Annotated in this window: 19 protein-coding genes and 1 tRNA gene; 4 read left to right on the forward strand and 16 right to left on the reverse strand. The window is 44.2% G+C overall.

Going from position 1 to position 19,001, the window contains the following annotated elements:
* Positions 1 to 17: 17 nt before the first annotated feature.
* Complete coding sequence (gene fetB, locus Q8O20_RS01680) at positions 18 to 761, forward strand: iron export ABC transporter permease subunit FetB (protein WP_305529727.1); 744 nt, start codon at positions 18 to 20, stop codon at positions 759 to 761.
* Here fetB and Q8O20_RS01685 read toward each other — a convergent pair.
* From Q8O20_RS01685 to Q8O20_RS01700, 4 genes are read right to left on the reverse strand one after another with little or no spacing between them, the layout of a single operon-like run.
* Entirely contained in the window at positions 745 to 1,983 is a 1,239-nt protein-coding gene (locus Q8O20_RS01685) for an ATP-dependent RecD-like DNA helicase (protein ID WP_305529728.1), read from the reverse strand. The genes fetB and Q8O20_RS01685 overlap by 17 nt on opposite strands.
* On the reverse strand, positions 1,976 to 3,079 hold the full coding sequence (locus tag Q8O20_RS01690; protein ID WP_305529729.1) for a VWA-like domain-containing protein: 1,104 nt from the start codon (positions 3,077 to 3,079) through the stop codon (positions 1,976 to 1,978). Before Q8O20_RS01690 ends, Q8O20_RS01685 begins: the two co-directional genes overlap by 8 nt.
* The gene (locus Q8O20_RS01695) at positions 3,049 to 4,041 is read right to left on the reverse strand and encodes an AAA family ATPase (protein WP_305529730.1); all 993 of its coding nucleotides are present in this window, start codon (positions 4,039 to 4,041) and stop codon (positions 3,049 to 3,051) included. The genes Q8O20_RS01690 and Q8O20_RS01695 overlap by 31 nt, the downstream gene beginning before the upstream one ends.
* The gene (locus Q8O20_RS01700) at positions 4,041 to 5,288 is read right to left on the reverse strand and encodes a hypothetical protein (protein ID WP_305529731.1); all 1,248 of its coding nucleotides are present in this window, start codon (positions 5,286 to 5,288) and stop codon (positions 4,041 to 4,043) included. The genes Q8O20_RS01695 and Q8O20_RS01700 overlap by 1 nt, the downstream gene beginning before the upstream one ends.
* Positions 5,289 to 5,367: 79 nt before the next feature.
* Here Q8O20_RS01700 and Q8O20_RS01705 point away from each other — a divergent pair, with 79 nt between their 5' ends.
* The 3 genes from Q8O20_RS01705 to Q8O20_RS01715 are packed head-to-tail and all read left to right on the forward strand — an operon-like array spanning position 5,368 to position 6,554.
* Positions 5,368 to 5,628: a tetratricopeptide repeat protein gene (locus Q8O20_RS01705; RefSeq protein ID WP_305529732.1), complete on the forward strand. Its 261-nt coding sequence runs from the start codon at positions 5,368 to 5,370 to the stop codon at positions 5,626 to 5,628.
* Positions 5,629 to 5,685: 57 nt separating this feature from the next.
* A complete protein-coding gene (locus tag Q8O20_RS01710) occupies positions 5,686 to 6,099 on the forward strand; it encodes a hypothetical protein (RefSeq protein ID WP_305529733.1) in 414 nt (137 codons plus the stop codon).
* 2 nt (positions 6,100 to 6,101) lie between these two features.
* Positions 6,102 to 6,554, forward strand: coding sequence for a hypothetical protein (locus Q8O20_RS01715; RefSeq protein WP_305529734.1), 453 nt, complete (start codon positions 6,102 to 6,104; stop codon positions 6,552 to 6,554).
* Here Q8O20_RS01715 and Q8O20_RS01720 read toward each other — a convergent pair.
* From Q8O20_RS01720 to guaA, 12 genes are all read right to left on the reverse strand, one after another.
* The gene (locus tag Q8O20_RS01720; RefSeq protein ID WP_305529735.1) at positions 6,551 to 7,294 is read right to left on the reverse strand and encodes an exonuclease domain-containing protein; all 744 of its coding nucleotides are present in this window, start codon (positions 7,292 to 7,294) and stop codon (positions 6,551 to 6,553) included. The genes Q8O20_RS01715 and Q8O20_RS01720 overlap by 4 nt on opposite strands.
* Positions 7,294 to 7,644 (reverse strand): hypothetical protein, encoded by a 351-nt coding sequence (locus Q8O20_RS01725; RefSeq protein ID WP_304738647.1) that lies wholly within the window; start codon positions 7,642 to 7,644, stop codon positions 7,294 to 7,296. The genes Q8O20_RS01720 and Q8O20_RS01725 overlap by 1 nt, the downstream gene beginning before the upstream one ends.
* 127 nt (positions 7,645 to 7,771) lie before the next feature.
* Positions 7,772 to 7,855: transfer RNA gene (locus tag Q8O20_RS01730), tRNA-Leu, on the reverse strand.
* Positions 7,856 to 7,900: 45 nt separating this feature from the next.
* Positions 7,901 to 8,278, reverse strand: a complete 378-nt coding sequence (locus Q8O20_RS01735) for a F0F1 ATP synthase subunit C (protein ID WP_304738650.1) — start codon at positions 8,276 to 8,278, stop codon at positions 7,901 to 7,903.
* A 92-nt stretch (positions 8,279 to 8,370) separates the two neighbouring features.
* The gene (locus tag Q8O20_RS01740; protein ID WP_305529736.1) at positions 8,371 to 10,548 is read right to left on the reverse strand and encodes a polyribonucleotide nucleotidyltransferase; all 2,178 of its coding nucleotides are present in this window, start codon (positions 10,546 to 10,548) and stop codon (positions 8,371 to 8,373) included.
* Positions 10,532 to 11,200: a phosphoribosyltransferase gene (locus Q8O20_RS01745; protein WP_305529737.1), complete on the reverse strand. Its 669-nt coding sequence runs from the start codon at positions 11,198 to 11,200 to the stop codon at positions 10,532 to 10,534. Before Q8O20_RS01745 ends, Q8O20_RS01740 begins: the two co-directional genes overlap by 17 nt.
* A 1-nt stretch (position 11,201) precedes the next feature.
* Positions 11,202 to 12,602: an MlaD family protein gene (locus Q8O20_RS01750; RefSeq protein ID WP_305529738.1), complete on the reverse strand. Its 1,401-nt coding sequence runs from the start codon at positions 12,600 to 12,602 to the stop codon at positions 11,202 to 11,204.
* A 12-nt stretch (positions 12,603 to 12,614) separates the two neighbouring features.
* On the reverse strand, positions 12,615 to 14,753 hold the full coding sequence (locus Q8O20_RS01755; RefSeq protein WP_305529739.1) for an LPS-assembly protein LptD: 2,139 nt from the start codon (positions 14,751 to 14,753) through the stop codon (positions 12,615 to 12,617).
* A complete protein-coding gene (locus Q8O20_RS01760) occupies positions 14,746 to 15,195 on the reverse strand; it encodes an RDD family protein (protein ID WP_305529740.1) in 450 nt (149 codons plus the stop codon). Before Q8O20_RS01760 ends, Q8O20_RS01755 begins: the two co-directional genes overlap by 8 nt.
* Positions 15,195 to 16,463 (reverse strand): phosphoribosylamine--glycine ligase, encoded by a 1,269-nt coding sequence (gene purD / locus Q8O20_RS01765; protein WP_305529741.1) that lies wholly within the window; start codon positions 16,461 to 16,463, stop codon positions 15,195 to 15,197. The genes Q8O20_RS01760 and purD overlap by 1 nt, the downstream gene beginning before the upstream one ends.
* 304 nt (positions 16,464 to 16,767) lie before the next feature.
* Positions 16,768 to 17,403, reverse strand: coding sequence for a uroporphyrinogen-III synthase (locus tag Q8O20_RS01770; protein WP_305529742.1), 636 nt, complete (start codon positions 17,401 to 17,403; stop codon positions 16,768 to 16,770).
* A 12-nt stretch (positions 17,404 to 17,415) separates the two neighbouring features.
* Positions 17,416 to 18,960 (reverse strand): glutamine-hydrolyzing GMP synthase, encoded by a 1,545-nt coding sequence (gene guaA, locus Q8O20_RS01775; RefSeq protein ID WP_305529743.1) that lies wholly within the window; start codon positions 18,958 to 18,960, stop codon positions 17,416 to 17,418.
* Between the last annotated feature and the right edge of the window lie 41 nt (positions 18,961 to 19,001).

Genomic DNA, 19,001 nt, shown 5'->3' on the forward strand with positions numbered 1-19,001 from the left:
CTCCCTATTCTTCTTTTATGCAATACTCTTTTTTAGCCTCTTACGCCCTTATCATTTTTGCCCTATGGTATTCACGCCGTGAACAATTTGGTCTGGAAAAAACGATTCTGACGAACTCCATTTTGGCGATGGTTCAGCTCGGCCTCCTCGGCTATGCACTCGTCTATCTTTTTAAAATCGAACACCCCTCTTTGCTCTTTTTTGTATTGCTAGGGATGGTGACTTTCGGTGCCTATACCGCCAAGAAACGCTCACCACTAGGAGAACATAGTTTTAAAATCGCTTTTTTTACCCTTGGGGCTTCGTCGGGGATCGTCTTTTTATCGATGATGGCGTTCGGCGTCATCCACATGGTTCCTCATGAGATGATCCCCATCGGGGGGATGATCATCGGCAATGCCCTCAACGTCTATACCCAAAGCACCGAGCGGTTCCGCGCGGAGGTCAAAAATACGATTGAGACGATAGAGGGGATGGTCGCATTGGGTGCGCCGCTCAAAGAGGCACTTAGTTTTGCCTCAAAAGCCTCCGTCAAAGCATCCATGATCCCGACACTCAATATGCTCCAGACGGTGGGAATCATCCATATCCCCGGTATTACGACGGGGATGCTCCTCGCGGGAGCCGATCCATTACAAGCGATCTCGTATCAACTCGCCGTCATGTATATGATGGTGGCTGTTGCGCTCCTTGCAGCCGTATTTAGCACGATGTTCTCGTATCACGTTATTATCGGTGCGGCGTTTACAGACCCTCGCTAAATCGTTTTGCTTTGGGATGGACAAAACAAAGCTTTTCCCACCCTCGATTCGGACGAATCAATGTCACCCGATGTGCCGACACGGAGCGGGATAAAGCGACATAAAACTGCGAAGGAGCAAAGATTTCATTCGTCTCGATAACATAATCGGCTAAAGACATCCCCTGCGATTTGTGAATCGTAATAGCAAAAGCCAATGTGATCGGAAACTGACTGAGAGTAATGAGTTTCTCTTCACTCGCCGTGCTCCCTTTTTCAATCCAGCGTGTCTTAGTCGTATCAACACGCTCTACTTTGACACTGGCACCGTCCTCTTTTTTGACCCATATCACCTCGTCCTCGATGGAGGTGATTCGTCCCCGCTCGCCATTATAGTAATTCCATGCATTTCGGGTAAAGAGAATCGGAGCACCCACTTTCAAAGCCAATATTGGTTCGATACGACTCTCGATCATAAACCGCTCGACATCGCGTTCCTGCATCTTTTTATCATGGATCGTGACATAAGTTTCAACCTCGATAATCTCACCGTTTAGATGTTCCAGTTGGGAGCGGTTATGATTTTGAGCGCTGATATTTTTACCGTACAACAGCGTAATAGACGATTTGTCCTCGCTGAGTGGTCTCACTAACGCATCCAATGCATTATGCGCCTCTTCATCGAGACGGGCATGGCGTACTTTCTCCAATAGACTCAAAAACTCCTCTTCATGAGTACGGTATGACCCTTCCAAATGCAATATCTCAAACCCCAGCCGTTCCCAGCTTGGAGATTCAAAAGCGAAATAGATCGGTTCATTCCCGCGAGTCACGGGAGGGAGCTGTAAAAAATCCCCTACTACGATGAGACGACCTGCAAATTCTGCTTGAAGGAGTCGAAGTCGAATCATATCCAGTAGTGGCGCCCCCACCATCGAAATCTCATCGATAACGATAAGTTGCATCGTCCTGATGAGTTTAATAATTTTTTTAGAGGGATCGAGTTTGCCGTTGCGCTCCAACTCCTCTTGGGACGAAGCAATCCCCAGATCAAAAAAGCTGTGGAGGGTCTGCCCGCCGATCAATGTCGCCGCCATTCCCGTTGAAGCGAGACGGGCAACCGATTTACCCTTTTGCACCGCATCCTCGATCAGCGCACGGGTCAATGTTGTTTTCCCCGATCCCGCACCGCCCGTGATAAAGAGGTTGGAAATTTCTAAACTTTTTAACGCGTTTTCAATCATTCGTATCCTTAAGGGTAATCACCCGTCCAAACGGGATATCCATAGACAGCGGCGCAATCCACAAAGTTTCATACGGCGGTTCATACGGAGGAAATTTACCGTCAAGATCGGTAAAATAAAGGAGGATTTTCGGTCTGTGCGTCCACGATTCGATTAGCTCAAAGACGGGTCTAAAATCAGTTCCCGCACCACCGCTGAGAGTATAGGTGATAGCCTCTCCCCGCTCAAATCGATTATGGGAGCGAATGCGCTCATCACAGACAATCAGATCGATGCTATAGGAGCCGAACAACTCCGTGATCGATTCTACCTCGGAAATAAACTGCGCTAAAAGTACCTCATCAACCGACCCTGAACTGTCAATCGCGACAGCAAGTTCCAAATGGCGCGAATGGACCCCAGGCAGATAGATCCCGCTATAGAGGAGCTTTTTACTAGGGGGGATTAGAGTATAGTCACTGACATAATACCCGCCGATTTCCTCGCGCAGTTCACTACGCCAATCGATGAGACTCTTTTTATGCGGTTGAATCAAGTAATGGATCGCTTCGCTGAGGGGGTCTGATTTCTCCAGCGCCTCCTCGGAGCGTTTTTCACGCTGTGCACGAGAGAGCTTTTCATCCAGCCCCGGTTCATCACGACCTTCATCACTGTCTCGGTCGTTTTGTTCCTGATCTAAAAACTCCAGGGAGAGCTCATGATAGATCTCTTCGGCACTCAGATTACCGAATCGTTTATCGTAGGTGATTGCAGGAGGCGGAGTAAAACCGCTTTCGATCAGCAACGTGTTAATCGCGTAATCACACGCCATATTCCAAAGCCACGGGCTTCGGTTTCCTCGTCTTTGGGTATGACTTAGCGCTTCATGCAAAGCAGCATTACACAGAGTAAACATCCGCTCTGCTTCGACAAGAGACTCCATATACCCCTCACGATATTCAAAACGCCCCTCACGGATAGCAAAACTCTCGATATTATCGTTTACGATATTCTCCATGCCGCTGGCAATCGTGCCGAAAAACGGATAATCGAGAAGGAGTTTGGCTTTAAGGGGAGAAAAATCGATCATAGCAGATAGGCATACGCCTCGACCCATTCGCCGAAAGCCTCCAGATGTTCCATCGCTACACCCTGGCGCTGAAGGTCTTGAACAATCATGACGGCAAACTCATTTTTGAGTTTTAACGTATAGCGTAATAGATGAGAGAGAGCCTCTTCATCAGGAGCGCTCAATATGCGTGATACCAAAATATTAGAGAGGGCATAGAGAGTGGAGAGTTCAGTAGGAGCTTCACACTCCTCACCGCGTAAAATCGCATCGATATCGGGAAGATGATCCATGATTTTACAGTATCCTAAAAAATCGACGGCGGCATCCTCCCCCACCGCGCCGCTAATCGCTTCAAGCAGCAGATTACGAGGCAACCCACTTTCTAAAATTTTATGAACCGCTTCCCAGCTGCGCGGCGTTGCGAAACTTCTCTCATTTCTAAGCGGATCAAAACCGAACAATGCGCTGTTTTTAAACGCGATATAAGCGATCAAACGCGGATCGATCCGGCTTTGTAATGCCCAAATTCTCCAATCCGTGGCACTCACCTCCATCTCGATATGGACGAATCGGTTTGCCAGCGGTGAGGGGAGACGATACACCACCCCCCGATCGCTCTCGCGATTTCCCGCCGCAACGATTGACCACCCTTTAGGAAGCGTATATTCTCCCACTTTACGATCCAAAATCAGCTGATAGGCCGATGCTTGCACCGCAGGGGCGGCGGCATTTAGCTCATCGAGAAAGAGTATCCCTCTCCCCTCACGCGGTAAAAAAGAGGGCGGTGCCCAAAGTGCCAGATGTGCCTCTTTGTCATAAAAAGGGATCCCTTTAAGATCCGTCGGATCGAGAAGTGAAAGGCGTAAGTCAATACATTCGAGATCTTTCTCGTGAGCAATCTGTTTAATAATTGAGGATTTGCCGATCCCAGGAGCCCCCCATAAGAAGGTCGGAATCTGCGATTCGATCAACGACTCAATCGTTATTTTTGCCTGAGAACTGCGCATCAGAACCATCCTATATTATGGGTTTGTATATGTTTTCCGAAAGCAGAATTGGTTTTCACTGCTCTCTCAAACCGCCGATCCAGAGAGAGCTGATACAGCACTTCAATCGGTGTAGATGTGTTGGCTGCAAGAGAGGACAATACTTCAACATCAAAACTTGCAGAGAGTGCTTCGAGCCATTTTTGATTGAGTGAGGGATTAGAAGCGAGTTCTTTCATAAAACATCCCGTACTATAGAGCTGCTCTAGGATCGTATTATCGGCCATAGCATTCGACGCGAGGGAACGATAGACCGCTTCATCATGTAACACCATCAACCGTTTTTGCATCACCAAGGTAAGACTTGAATTGCCCGCTAAATTATGGGCATAGTCTATGACCAAGCGATCAAACCGCTCATCACTTAGTATCGTATTAGATGCTATAAGATCGGGGTACGTACGCTCCAGCACATCAGCCCCTTCTTTAGATAAAGTGGTATTCTCTGAAAGAATCCGATTGATCGCTTCTTCTTTTAATGCCAACAATTCACTCTCCAAGTCTAAAGGCTTCCGATGGGCTAAAAGTGCTGCCCGCTCCCCCATCAATAGACGTAAAATACCCTCTTTGGTCTCACGATGAAGTGCCATCGCATCAAGGACTCCAGATAAAGATCTATCTGAGGGGTTTTTTAACTCTTTGGCTATAGGTGATAATTCTGCTATCGCACTGATCAAGTCACTGTTTCCATATTGTTCGATCAAATGTGCCAATCCACTCATCGCATACTGAACATTATGATTGCGATCTAAATCGACATAAAAGCGGCCTATTATTGCGGCGGTTACGTCTCGATTGGTATCGTTATCAAATAATCCTTCTCCTTGCCAGTCGTAGAGTTTCAGTAGTTTGAAAAATAATTCATCGGTAATATAAGGATTTTGTAAAAAACCGACAAGGCGCTCTTGATTGTGTGAAAGCTTCAGACTCATCAATAATCGATTGGGTTCAATAGAGCGGCACAACCACTCTTCTACGCGTGAGAGTTCTACAATTGGGGTACATTGTGCTTCATAAAGACGCGCCGATTCAGCCTGTTCGTAAGGATTCATCATCCTCCCTTCAACAATCAGGGCAACACTTTTTGAATAGGTTCCGACACGCTCAATTTTATGCAATTTGAGAAGGGTATCAAACTCCTCGTGACTCAATGCACGGGTTTTCCCTAACAGTAAAACCGATTTTCCACAAAGCTCTTCATAGTTCATAACGCGTATTATATTCACTCACTCTAAAAAAACTCACACAAAGGTATAATGTCGCCAATAGTTTAAAAGGATTTTAACGATGGATGAACTCTACGAGGGAATTGCCGCTTACGATGCGGGAAATTTTACTAAAGCCTATGAGTTGCTTTACCCCCTTGCGGCCTACAAACGTGATCCTGAGGCACAATTTCACATGGGCATGATCTATTTTTACGGTGAAGGGGTCGACAAAGATGTCGATAAAGCAATGGAGTGGTGGAAGAAGGCCATGAAAAGTGGGCATGTGGATGCAGCCTATCGTCTCAGTGAAATTTCTACATCGACCAAAACAACGTTTTAATCATATAGTATAATATACGCTACAATTATAAATAAAAATTTGAAAAGGTTTTGATCAATGCCGAATGCGTTAGCTGAAGATTGCTCTGTTCTACAAATATCCTTAGTTCAAAATATCCAAAAGTTTGATTATCGGTTTAAACGCTATCAGGTCAGTTATTCTATCGTTCTTTTATACTGTTCTGACAATGTAAATTTTAATGAATTGTCCAACTGTATACGTTGTACTGACCGCTTGATTACTTTAGACAAGCATACATGTGCGATTGTTTTTGACTCCACAACCGCTGAAACCGGTCAACTAGCAGCCAACAACTTTTTAGAATATTTTAAATGCACATTTTGTTCATCAAAATTTTTTACATCTATTGTCAATTCAAATCATTATGACGATGTCGATTGTATGATTCCTGAACTATTTTCCCAGTTATATGACACGGTTGAAAACAATGCAATGGCACTGAGCAGTTAATTATGATTAATACACTCAATCAACAGCGTCAGAATTTTCAAGAACAGTTGATTAAAGAGATTACAGAATTTCATTACCGTTTTAACCGCTACCATACAAAATACTCGATTGCACTTGCCTATATTTCTGAAGAAAACGGTGATTTGAGTATCTGTTCCGAACATCTGCGTGAAAGTGACACTCTCATCTTGTTTCAAAACAACTTTTGCGCTCTTATCTTTGATAGTACAAATGAAGAGCAAGGGATAAAAGCTGCCAATAACGTTCTCTCAGACGTCCAAAATATTTTTTTTGCAAAACACTTCTATATGGCAGTGACTACAGCATCAGATGAGTACAGTGAGTTTCAAATGGTCCATGACCTTTTTGATCTCATTAGCTATGCACTGGAACACAATATGGATAATCTTGTTATAGACAGCTCTCAAATTATCCAGCACAAACAATTAGTTTAAGAAGCCAATACTCTCTCAATCGAATAACGCATGTCTTCATCGAGGCTATCCATATTGCCTAACATCCACGTAAGATACCCTTTGTCGGCTTCAGCAATCTCAGTGAGAGTTTTTCCTTTATATTTACCGAACTTCAAAGAACGGGTATAAAATACAGGTGTTTGCGTTAGTTCCACCATCTTATCGATAGGATTCGCCCCGATGTAACGTTCGGCTAACCGTTTGCGCAACTCGGTCAAAAAAAGTTTTAATACCAATACGTCACCGATGGCATCGTGTGCTTTTACTTCAATTCCAAGGGCATCAGCTTCTGCCTGCTCTATTTTATACAGCCCCAAGCGGTAGCGAAAATATTGCAATCGATGGGATTCTTCGTCATCAAACAAGTGCCTCGCGCATCTCAACGTATCTATGAGACGCATCTGCGACGTAAAATTTTCCTTCGAGAGCATCCCCAAATCAAATGGGGCATTATGAATGATGAGAACATTCTCAACACTATTAAGATCGGACAATGCTTGAAATGCGGAAGTATCACAGCACAAAGGCTTCCCTTCAATCATTTCAGGAGTGATACCGTGCACTTCCATAGCACCATACCCGATAGGAATCGGAGCTAAGCAAAGATCGTTATATACTTCCACTCTCTTTCCGTCCAGCACCATAAATCCGAGTTGTATGATGCGATCTTCCTCTCCGGCACCTGTCGTCTCAGTATCGAGTAAAATGTACTTCGCCATTAATACTGATTATCTTCATCTTCTAGATCAAACTCGTCATAATCGTCTTCATCTTCGTCCTCATCATCGTCATAAAGATCATCCTCTTCATCACCTTCTCCTTCACGCATGGAAGTAAGTTCCGTATACAGTTGTTCTGCCTCTTCTTCATCGATGTCACCGCTGTTGATCTCTCCTAGAAGATCTTTATACTCATCACGAAGTGCTTGCATATCTTCAAGCTGTGCACGTTCTTCAACCGTTGCATCTTTTTGGGATGCAATCGATTCGAAAATATCGTCAATATGTTCTTCAACATCGGGAATGAGTTCATTTTGTATCAAATGTTTTAATTGAGTAATATAGGCCATTTTTAATCCTTTTGACTTGTGATTTGCATATCTCATTATACTTCAAAAATATGACAAAATTACAACAACAAAGAGGATGTTTAAGAAGAAAAGTTTTGATTTTAAAGGTATTGAAGAAAAAAATAGATGGTGCGGACGGGGGGATTTGAACCCCCACACCTGTTGGCACTACCACCTCAAGGTAGCGTGTCTACCGTTCCACCACGTCCGCATAAAAAAGGTGGTCAGCCGAGGCTGACCGAAAGAGAAGTAAAACTTACGCAGCCAAATACGGGTTAGCGTAAAGAGCGATAAGAGCGATAACAAGTGTATAAATAACTTGTGCTTCGATCATTGCAAGAGCGATGAACATAGTTGTCATCAATTTTCCGCCAAGACCTGGGTTACGAGCTGTACCAGCGATAGTTGCAGCAGCAGTACTACCCATACCGATAGCTCCACCAAGAGCAGCCAAACCAAGACCAACACCGGCAGCGATCATAGAGTACGCTTTCAATGTTTGGTTTGCAACGTCTGCAGATGCAGCAGCCACAGCAGGTGCAGCTTCAACAGTCGCTTCAACAACCGCTACCGCTTCTTCAGCACCGAATACTGAAGCAACAAGAGCGAGCATAAGAAAAAGAACTTTTTTCATAAGTAATCTCCGTATTTAAATCAAAGTCTGTTCGGATAGTGTCCCTACTTATCACTTTGTGGGTGGAATTATAGTTTTAATGAGCTAAAAAATTACTTAGCTCGCCCTAACCCGATTTTATTGCCTTTAAACTCGACGACCTCAACCATCAATTCATCTCCCTCACTCACCGCATCACTAACACGGCTGATGTGTCCATCAGAGAGTTTAGAGATATGGATCAATCCATCCACTCCCCCAGGGAGTTCGATAAAAGCACCGAAATCGACGATCTTTTTCACTTTTCCTTTAACGACATCCCCCACTTTGTATTCCACTTTCTCAACCGGAGTTGCACCGCTAACGATCCCTTCGATGTGATCACGTGCTCCACGGAGTCCGTCACGATTTTTCCCTGTCAACTTAACAGACCCTTTTTTCTTATCGATATCGATCGTTACATCGAAACGCTCGATAATCTCACGAATCGTTTTACCCGCTTGACCGATAATATCACCGATAAAACTCGGATCGATATGAAAAAGATCGGTGCTTGGTAATGTCCCTTCATTGAGTTCGATTTTTTCTTCACTGCTTATCATAATATCAATGATATGAGCACGTGCTTTAGCAGCTTGGTAAAGTGCTTCTTGTAGAACATCCAAATGAATACCGCCGAGTTTGATATCCATCTGCATTGCGGTAATCCCCTCTTTCGAGCCCGCTACTTTGAAATCCAAGTCACCGTCATGATCTTCAAGTCCCATAATATCGGTCAAAATTGCGTGACGGTTCCCCTCTTGCACCATCCCCATTGCGACACCCGCAATCGGGTCCGCCATCTCGATGTCCCCTGCACGAAGTGCCATATAGCCGCCACACACGGTAGCCATTGAGGAAGACCCGTTTGATTCGAGAATCTCTGACACAAGTCGAATCGTTTGGCCATTGCGGACACAGGCACCTTCAAGCGCTCGTTTGGCAAGATTGCCGTGTCCCAATTCGCGACGGCGCGGCGCACCGATCGGTGATGGCTCACCGACGCTGAATCCCGGAAAGTTATAATGAACCATAAACGCTTCATTTTGAGTTCCGCTGTCAGTGAGGTTTTCAAACATCTGTGCATCTTTCATCCCACCCAGAGTCAAAATAACCAGTGCTTGGGTTTGCCCACGGGTAAAAAGAGCTGAAGCGTGCGCGCTCGGCAGTACATTGGTTTCAATTCTAATCGGACGTACTTCATCTAGCGCACGACCGTCTGCACGCACTTTTTCATCCAAAATTTGGGTACGTACCATTGTTCTTTTCACCGATTCGATCGCTTTTTTCAACTCATGCTCATTCCACTCCGGCTTTTCACCCATAACGGTTTTACGGATCGTGCGCAATGCGGTAGAACGTTCTGTTTTCGCCATTTGATTGATACCGCGTTTGAGATCATCCGTATGGTTGAGACGAACATACTCTATCATCTCTTTGTTTATTTCGCTGATAACATACTGAAGTTCAAACGGTGCTGACGCGAACGGTTTAAATGCAGCTTCATACGCGCTATTGGATTCAAACAAAGCCTCTTGAGCCGATGCAAGAACACGGATCAGCTCATCTTCATGCATGGCATTGGATACTCGTACAGGAATGGCGGGGACACTCATTGCAGGATCAACCAATGGATCAATCATTCCGATATCAAGGATTTCCATCTCATCGCTTCCGAGTGTTTGCATCTCGATCATGAGCATATCGTCTTTGCTTCCAGCCAAATATAGATCAAGGGTGCTTTTTTCGAGCTCGCTGCGTGTCGGATTAAAAACAATCTCTCCATCGATTTTACCGACACGTACCGCACTCACCGAATTAAAAATATCGATATCGGATACATAGAGTGCGGCTGATGCCGCATTGAGCGCCAATACCTGTAAATCAGCCTCTTTATCGGCACTTAAAACCATAACCGTAATTTGGATCGGGTTTGCGAATCCTTTTGGGAACAACGGACGAAGGGATCGGTCTACAATCCGTGACGTTAAGGTTTCAAAATCACTCGGTTTGGTTTCACGTTTGATAAATCCGCCCGGAAATTTCCCTGCCGCATAACTTTTCTCAATATACTGAACCGTAAGCGGTAAAAAATCCTCATCGACAAAATCGGTCTCATCGACAACGACCGTTGCTAAAATAACAGTGTCTCCGCATTTGAGCCAAACGGCTCCGTTGGCTTGCGCCGCTACTTGATTAAACGCGTACGCTTCGGTTTTATTTTTTAAGGCTAACTCAACGTTGTATTTCATCTCTTCTCTCCAATATAGTCTCTATAGTTTCTTCATCTACCGTCTCAAATTCGTGGTAATAATACCCCGTATCGATATAATCTTCGATCTCTTGAAGGCAAAATATCCCATCCACAATTGGGTCCAGTGCTTCTACGACACTGGAGGGCATAATCGGTGCTGCGACGTAGACCGCTTTAGCTTTTTGAGCAAATGCGGTTTTGATCGCACACATCAGTTTTAACCCTGTTTCACTCCCCTCATCAATCAGAAGTATGTTTTTCCCCTTCATCGATTTGAAATGTTCTCCCTTACGGTATTGGTAGACCGCACTGAGAATTTTTTCTTCGTGTTTGCGCGTTGCCTCGCCGTAAATATAATCTACCTGTATCTCAAACGCATCGACAAGGGCTTGATGAATAACAATCTCTTCCGTCTCACTCACCCTTGCCAACTCACATTCAGGGTTTTGAGGAGCGGTGATACTGGCTGAGAAAATGAAATCTATCGGCAGTTTAAGTCGCTTATTCATCTCTGACGCGATTATCAGTCCCCCAGACGAAACAGCAATCAGATTCCACCCCTCACTTTTCATCCGATCCAGAGGGAGGAGTTCTTTGAGCTGCAAAGCAGCATCAGAGCGGTCTTTAAATATATAACGTTGTATTCCCATATTATTTTGCCATCGAAGCTGTACCACTCAAATATTTAAGATCGTTGTCAATAAATCTCAGACCTAATCCTAAGAAAATATTTTGTGATTGCGGATTGAGGAAGTTATCCCATCCTCCATAGAGTTCGAGGTGTTTAAGCATTTGGTAGCGTACTTGCGCCTTAAGATGGGCACGGGTTCCGCGAATATCATTGACAGCATTAAAATCAAACGCTTCTCCGCTGAATTTCAACCGATCATGATCCATAAAATAATCGACTCCAACTCCACCTGTTGATTCGATTGCTCCAAATCGCAATAACGTGTTATCAAACCGTTTTCCGTATTGGAGAGAATAATAGGTTTCTCCTTTGATATTTTTGCCCGGAGGATTCGTATCATAACGGGAATAATCATCGGTACTGACCAAGTCAAACATATAATAAGTTTCAGGGTTCGGAAGGTAAGTAACCCCTAAATAAACTTTTCCATATTGATCCCGCATCATATAATCCGTGTGCATCGCCACCTGTAGTTCACTGGTAGTAAAGTTGCTCAACATTGAATCTATTTTACCGAATGCTTCTTCTCCACTTTTGAAAAACGATCCCGCATTTGCAATCGTCTCTTTCAATGAAGACCTATTTTCCGTGAGAATAACGCTGACATTATCTTCAATTTTGACAAACTTATCAACCGCTTCAGGAAGTTTTTGTTCTAACGAACCGCTGATGTTATCCATACGTGTCGTCAAAGAATTAATCCGTGCCATAATCGCCGGAAGATCTTTATTAACGGTATCGGCACTCTGAGCAAATCCGGCAGACATCGCTCTAAAATTGATGATCGCTTCATGAAGATCTTCACGATTATCGACAATTACCCCATCAAGATTAACCCCTACATTACGAAATGCAATAATCATCTCTTGAATTGCCGCTCGATGTTCGTCATCGAGTGTAGAGCGGAAATCTTTCAGTAAAAGTTCTAATTCTTTGGCAGCTGCATTTACCGAATCACTCGTTTGATCAAACGAAGCATAGCGTTTCGACTGCGAAAGGGTACCTCCGGTTTGCAAAAAGGCTGTCGAATCTCCTACAACAATATTAATAACTTTTGAGCCTAAGAGTGATTCTTGTGCGACAACAACCGATGAATCATCCGGAATTTTCACATCCTTATTAATCATCAAAGTCAGTTTTACCCTCTTGCCTTCTATCTCGATCTCTTCCACATCACCGATAGTTACCCCGTTCATTAAGACATGGGTATGTTTTTCGATTCCTGAGGCATCTTCGATATACGCTTGTATCGGATAACCATCGCTTCCCCATTTTCCAAGAGAGGTTACCTGTGTTGATAGAAACAATAACGCACCTAACGCCATCACAACAAAGAGACCGATTTTTGCTTCCAGTTTCATACGTAACCCCCTTTACTTACCGGTGAGTTTATAATCAAACTCTGCCCCACCGATCGGTTTTAAAATTATGGTGATAAAAATATACGAATCTTCGACAGAATCATTCGCACTGCTGTTGGTTAAAACCGGTCGCCGATTTTGAACGAATCGTATTCCAAGGTCGAAACAGCGCTGTGTATACAACACTCCGATTTCATTCCGCTTTAATAAAGCTTCTGTGTAATCGTAGGCAATATTGCCAAAAATTTTATACTGACGATTATATTGGTAGGCAGCATTTGCTGTCCAATAGGAGGCATATTCTGCCCTGTTATTACGAAGCTGATCGGTATAATAATGACTTACACCTGCTACAACAGTCCCGTCATTATAACTCAGTGTGTTTTGTTCTTTGGTGATACGGTTGCGATCATGATTAAAAGCCGTTTGATTATAGAATGAGATGGTACTGGTAATCATCCACTCCAGCTCATTTTGCAATTCACCGTAGTAGCTCCCTTGATCATCATAACGGAAGTTTTGAGAGAGACGATCAACCACAAATTGTTTACCCCTCTTAAAAAGATAGTTGTTTATTCCTAGAGAGAGAGTATCACTGGGTGCGGAAAGGGTATAAAATTCACATGCTACTCCAGCATAAGTGCCTGTAACATCACATGAATCCTTATAGGTTTCATAATACCCATCATAATAACGGCTTCCTGCCGAGGTATAACTGGCAAACGGATTGATAACATGGGTAAGATTGTTGTCATACGGTTTTACGAGAGTTGAGCCTATACTGATCGTATGATCAAGTTGCGCGTATTTTCCGGGTTCATACATCCCCTCTTCAGCAGGACGTTCATTTGCATAAAAGCCTATCGCCTTTGCAGAAGCGTTCATCGTATAGCTAAGATCGACATACTCTTCAAACAAAGAGGTTTGAAGCGTTAAAGGGACATTGAAATTCCCCTCTATCGCCCTTTTTCCGTTCGGTCTGTAGTAGTGCGTCGTTGTAGCATCGCCGCTAATTAAAAGATAATCATCTAAAAAACTCTCCAAATAGCGGTGATAATGGAGCGTCGGTAAGGTTTGAATCGTTTCGTCATTACTCGCAAGGTTCAAATATTGATAATGTTTAAAATAAGTACCAAGATAGTTGTCTTCACTGTTGTAATATCCGTTAATCCGTGACATAACCTGATTTGAAGTGACATTTTGTGTTTCATCGACTTTCTGCAAATTAAGATAATCGACATCGTTCATCCATGAGCCCTCAATATAAAGCCCCGACTCCCCCTCTAAATCCGTATCAAACCATTCGCGCAATGGGGCACTGTGCCGGTAATTAATATCATACCCGTAATGTTTGACATGAGCCAAATCATTTTTCAAAGCATAGTCTGCTTGTTCCTTAAAATACCCCATCCGAATGGAGCCCTGAGAGGAGGGGGTATCAATAAAACGAAAATCTGAATACATCCCCGATCCCCGCATGGTACGAATCTGAGGACGAAGCTCCAAATCCCACCAGTTATGCGGAGCGAAATAAATCGGCTGCTGATAATAAAACCCTTCCGATCCCGACCACCCCATTATAGGAATTAATAGTCCGGTTCGACGGGTTCGATCGGTCGGATAGCCGAAATAAGGGAGATAAAATACAGGTACCTCTCCGATCTCTAAACGTGCATTGTATAGATTCACCCACATATTTTCCGTATTATAATCCCCGCTGGTAAAACGGATTTTCCACAAAGGATCAGCTGAATCACACCCAGATACGGCGCCGCTGGAAAGATCAATATCGTTTTGGCATCCTTGTGCTTCCGCAGCACTCATCCACAAACCCGACAATTGATCCGTCGCATAATAAGGTGCTGAATAACGGGTATCATCCTCGAAATTCAAACGGGTATAATCACTTATACCGTGATACTGTCCCCCTTTGAAAATACTGACATTTCCTTTGGCTTCCATAATACTCGTATTACGATCATACATAAGCTCATCGGCAGTAATAATCTCATCTTGATAGAGGGCAACGGGATTACCTTTGGCAGTCGCAAGTGACCCGTTTGCATCAACATTGACACCATACAGTTCTACACGCTCTTCACCTAAGAGTACCGTTGATGCAATCAAACTGATCCAATAAAATTTACGCATTGATCACCAATGTCTTTCCGGTTCGATCATGCCAACTCCGATGAAACGGATCGAGCATTGCCCAGACAAATCCAAGATAAAAAAGTATCTCACTTACAACTCGAAAAACACTCCGATTAAAGGCACTTAAAAACCGTGGATTGGAGAGTGTAGAGAGTTCAATAATACGGATTTTCATAATAATTTTTCCGACACTTGCACCGTATTGCATCGTAAAAAAAGTGTGATAGAGAATTTTAATCGCCATATATTCCAATAAAAAACTATTGGTAACCGCAATCATCTCTTCCAATGTAGTTGCATTAGCCATCGAATCCCATAAAATAATAATCATAATGAAGGATAGAAGAAGTTCGTCGATACCAAAAGCAGCTGCTCTCTGGCGCACTGATGCGAGGGAGAGATGCTCACGCTGTAAAAGAGAATCGAGGCGTTCATCCATTAACGAAGTGCCTGATATGCGATATCGGTACGCAATTTTTTACCGGCAAAATGGACTTGACCACAGAGCATATAGGCTCGATCACGCGCTTGTTTAATGCTATCTCCTACTCCGACGCATACAAGTACCCGTCCGCCGTTTGCATAAAGCTTCCCATCTTCACTGCTCACGCCGGCATAGGCAATGTGTGTGTGTTGAGCAATCTCATCATGATGTGTCTCATCAACAATAATCTCTGCAGGTTCAGAGTTATCATACGGATAATTTCGACTTGCCATTACTACACCGACGGCATATTTGTCATAGAACTCTACATTTAAAGAATCGAGTTGTTTGGTAGCAGCTTTGTAAAAAAGCTCACTGGCAGGCGTTTTCAAAAGCGGCATAAGGATCTCGCACTCAGGGTCACCGAAACGGACATTAAATTCCAATGTAATAGGCTCGCCATTCACGATCATCAGTCCGATAAAGAGAACCCCCTCAAACGGAGCCCCCTCTTCTTGCATCCCTTTAAGTGTTGGGCGAACGATTCGATCTTTTACTTTTTCATAAATAATATCATCGACCAAAGGAGTTGGAGCGTATGCCCCCATCCCTCCGGTATTAGGACCTTCATCGTTATCAAGAAGCCGTTTATGATCTTGCGCGGCCGGGAGGAGGATAAAATCTTTTCCGTCACATAGAGCAAACATCGAGAGCTCATACCCGTCTAAAAACTCTTCGACAACAACGCGTTTGCCGGCATCTCCGAATGATTTTCCGCTGAGCATCTCAGAAACCGCTATTTTTGCCTCTTCATAACTCATCGCAATAATAACGCCCTTGCCCGCACACAAACCGTCCGCTTTCACCACAATAGGGAGTGAGAGTGATTCGATAAAAGCAAATGCATCACCGATATGATCGGTTTCAATATAACGGGCAGTAGGAATACCGTACTTTTTCAAAAAGTTTTTCATATAGACTTTTGAGCCCTCTAACTGTGCCGCCGCTTTGGATGGTCCGAAAATAACCAACCCCTTTGCTTTAAACACATCGACGACACCGTCACTGAGCGGTCCTTCAGGTCCTACAATCGTCAAATCGATCGCGTTATCCACTGCAAATTGTGCAAGTTCTTCATACTCTTTAATCTCTACATTCGTTCCCAACATTGTCGTTGCACCGTTGCCAGGGGCAAAAAAGAGTTCACTTACTTCGGCATCTTGCTTTAACACACGACCGATTGAAAATTCGCGTCCGCCGCTTCCGATTACCATTACTCGCATACATTGACCTTGTATAAATTATATTGTTTTAGTTGAACGGCGCGAACGTCTCTCAAATCAAACAAAAGCCCGGGCGGGCGTTTCGCAGTAGCTTTGGTTCTTCAAAGCTGTAATTGCGCCACATCGAGCGTCTCTTCCGGCGGCAATCTCTCACGCGAATGCGCTCAAACAAGACCACCGACACACCGAAACATCTACAGATGTGACTAGTTGTATATGTAGAACCCTCATATTGCGGTTACTCGCTGCGCCCAGAGTAAATAATTATAGCCCTAAAATCTTAAAAGGGTGATGAATTTTACCCTTACGAAGCGATTTTACGAGCCAACTCAACTGCTGAAGCAATACTCGGTGTTGCACTGAGGGATGAAGAGAGACCCAAAGGGAGAGCTTTTTGTGTCGTTTTACCGATAACAACGATGGAATGTGTTGAGAGAATAGAGTAGTTTTGAAGAAAGCAGTTAATCGATGAGGGAGAAGCAAAGATCAGCACACCGTTTTCTTCTATCTCAAAATGGGAAGCTTCATCATTACACACTGTTTTATACAGCACAGCTTCATCAATTTTCACTCCATTTTTTCTGCCTTCTTCCGCCCACGAAGAAGCGACATGCTCAGGGCGTAAATAAAGCCATCGCTTCTGCAAAGATTCTTCTCTTATTATGGCTTCTATCCCTTCTCCATATCCGTTCGCAACGGCCGCAATAACGCACCCTTGTGTACGAAATACGTCAGCTGTCGGCTCAGAGACAGCAATTATTGGAAGTGCTTTCCATTCTTCTGAATAAGGCTCAAGCGCTTTTAAAATTTGTTTAGAGGTGACTATGATTCCCTCATAGTGAGAAAAATCGATATCGGGGGCAAAAAAACGAGTTTTGAGGATAGGGATGTGAATAACTCCCTCATAGGGAGTTTTGGAGATGAGATAGATCGGGCGCAAACTGCGAGCCCTTTATTCCCACTCGATCGTAGCGGGCGGTTTGGAGCTGATATCATATACGACGCGGTTGATCCCGTCCACTTCGTTGATGATACGGCGGCTGATACGTTCCAACAACGTATGAGGAAGATGGGCAAACGTTGCCGTCATCCCATCCACCGCTTCGACGACACGGACACATACCGTATTGTCATAGGTACGATTATCCCCCATAACACCAACCGATTTTACGTTAAGGAGTACCGCAAACGCTTGCCAAGTTTTCGTGTAGTAGCCGCTTACTTTAAGCTCATCGAGCAAAATCGCATCGGCTTCACGGAGAAGATTCAAATCCGCTTTATTCACTTCTCCCATGATACGGATACCCAAGCCCGGTCCCGGGAACGGATGGCGGTTTACCAACGAATCGGGAAGTCCGAGTTCGAGTCCGAGTTTACGCACTTCGTCTTTGAACAAATCACGTAGCGGTTCAATCAATTCGAAATCCATCCAGTCAGGAAGTCCCCCGACATTATGATGCGATTTGATCGTAACAGAGGGACCATTTACCGAAACCGATTCGATTACGTCGGGGTACAATGTCCCCTGTGCTAAGAATTTAATCCCGTCATGTTTTTTTGCTTCCGCTTCAAACACCTCGATAAAGGTATGACCGATAATTTTACGTTTTGTCTCAGGATCGGTTACACCTGCAAGTTTTCCGAGGAAACTTTCCGATGCATCGGCGACGACGAGAGGTACTTTGAGGTGCACTTTGAAAATATTTTCAACCGATTCACGCTCTCCCTTGCGGAGTAAGCCGTTATCGACAAATACAGGGATAAGTTGATCCCCGATCGCTTCATACAGTAATGCCGCAACAACCGAAGAATCAACCCCGCCACTGAGGGCACAAAGTACTTTCCCCTCACCCACTTGGGCACGGATTTTAATGATTTGTTCTTTAAGGAAATGTCCCATGTCCCATTTGTCAGTGATACCGCAAATTTTACGAGCAAAGTTACGGAGCATCAAATACCCCTCTTCGGAGTGATTAACCTCAGGGTGGTACTGCATTGCATAGACCATTTTTGCTTCATTCGCGATAGCCGCATACGGAGAGTTCGGGGAGTAAGCGATTGGAACAAAACCTTCCGGCAATACGTCTACTTTATCGGAGTGACTCATCCATACCGCGCGTTCATCTTCACACCCCTCAAACAAAACAGAGTGCTGGGTCATATCGATGGTGAGTTCCGCTTTACCGTATTCGTGATGATCACTTCGAATAACGCTTCCGCCGAAATCGACAGCAATTCGCTGCATGCCGTAACAAATTCCCAAAACAGGAATGCCAAGGGCATAGACACCCTGATCTACTTCGTACGCATCTTTGTTATACACGGAAGACGGTCCGCCGCTGAGGATAACCCCTTTAGGATTTTTTGCTTTGATAACATCGATTTTAGTGTGATACGGAAGTACTTCGCAATACACTTTATCTTCGCGCAGACGACGGGCAATCAACTGAGTATACTGTGAACCAAAATCAAGGACGATAATATTGACATCTTTCAAAGGAGAGCCTTTAAGTGGAGATAATCGGGAGGGAGTGGATA

Origin of the sequence: Sulfuricurvum sp., from assembly GCF_030691015.1 — a bacterium.
Classification (GTDB): Bacteria; Campylobacterota; Campylobacteria; order Campylobacterales; family Sulfurimonadaceae; genus Sulfuricurvum.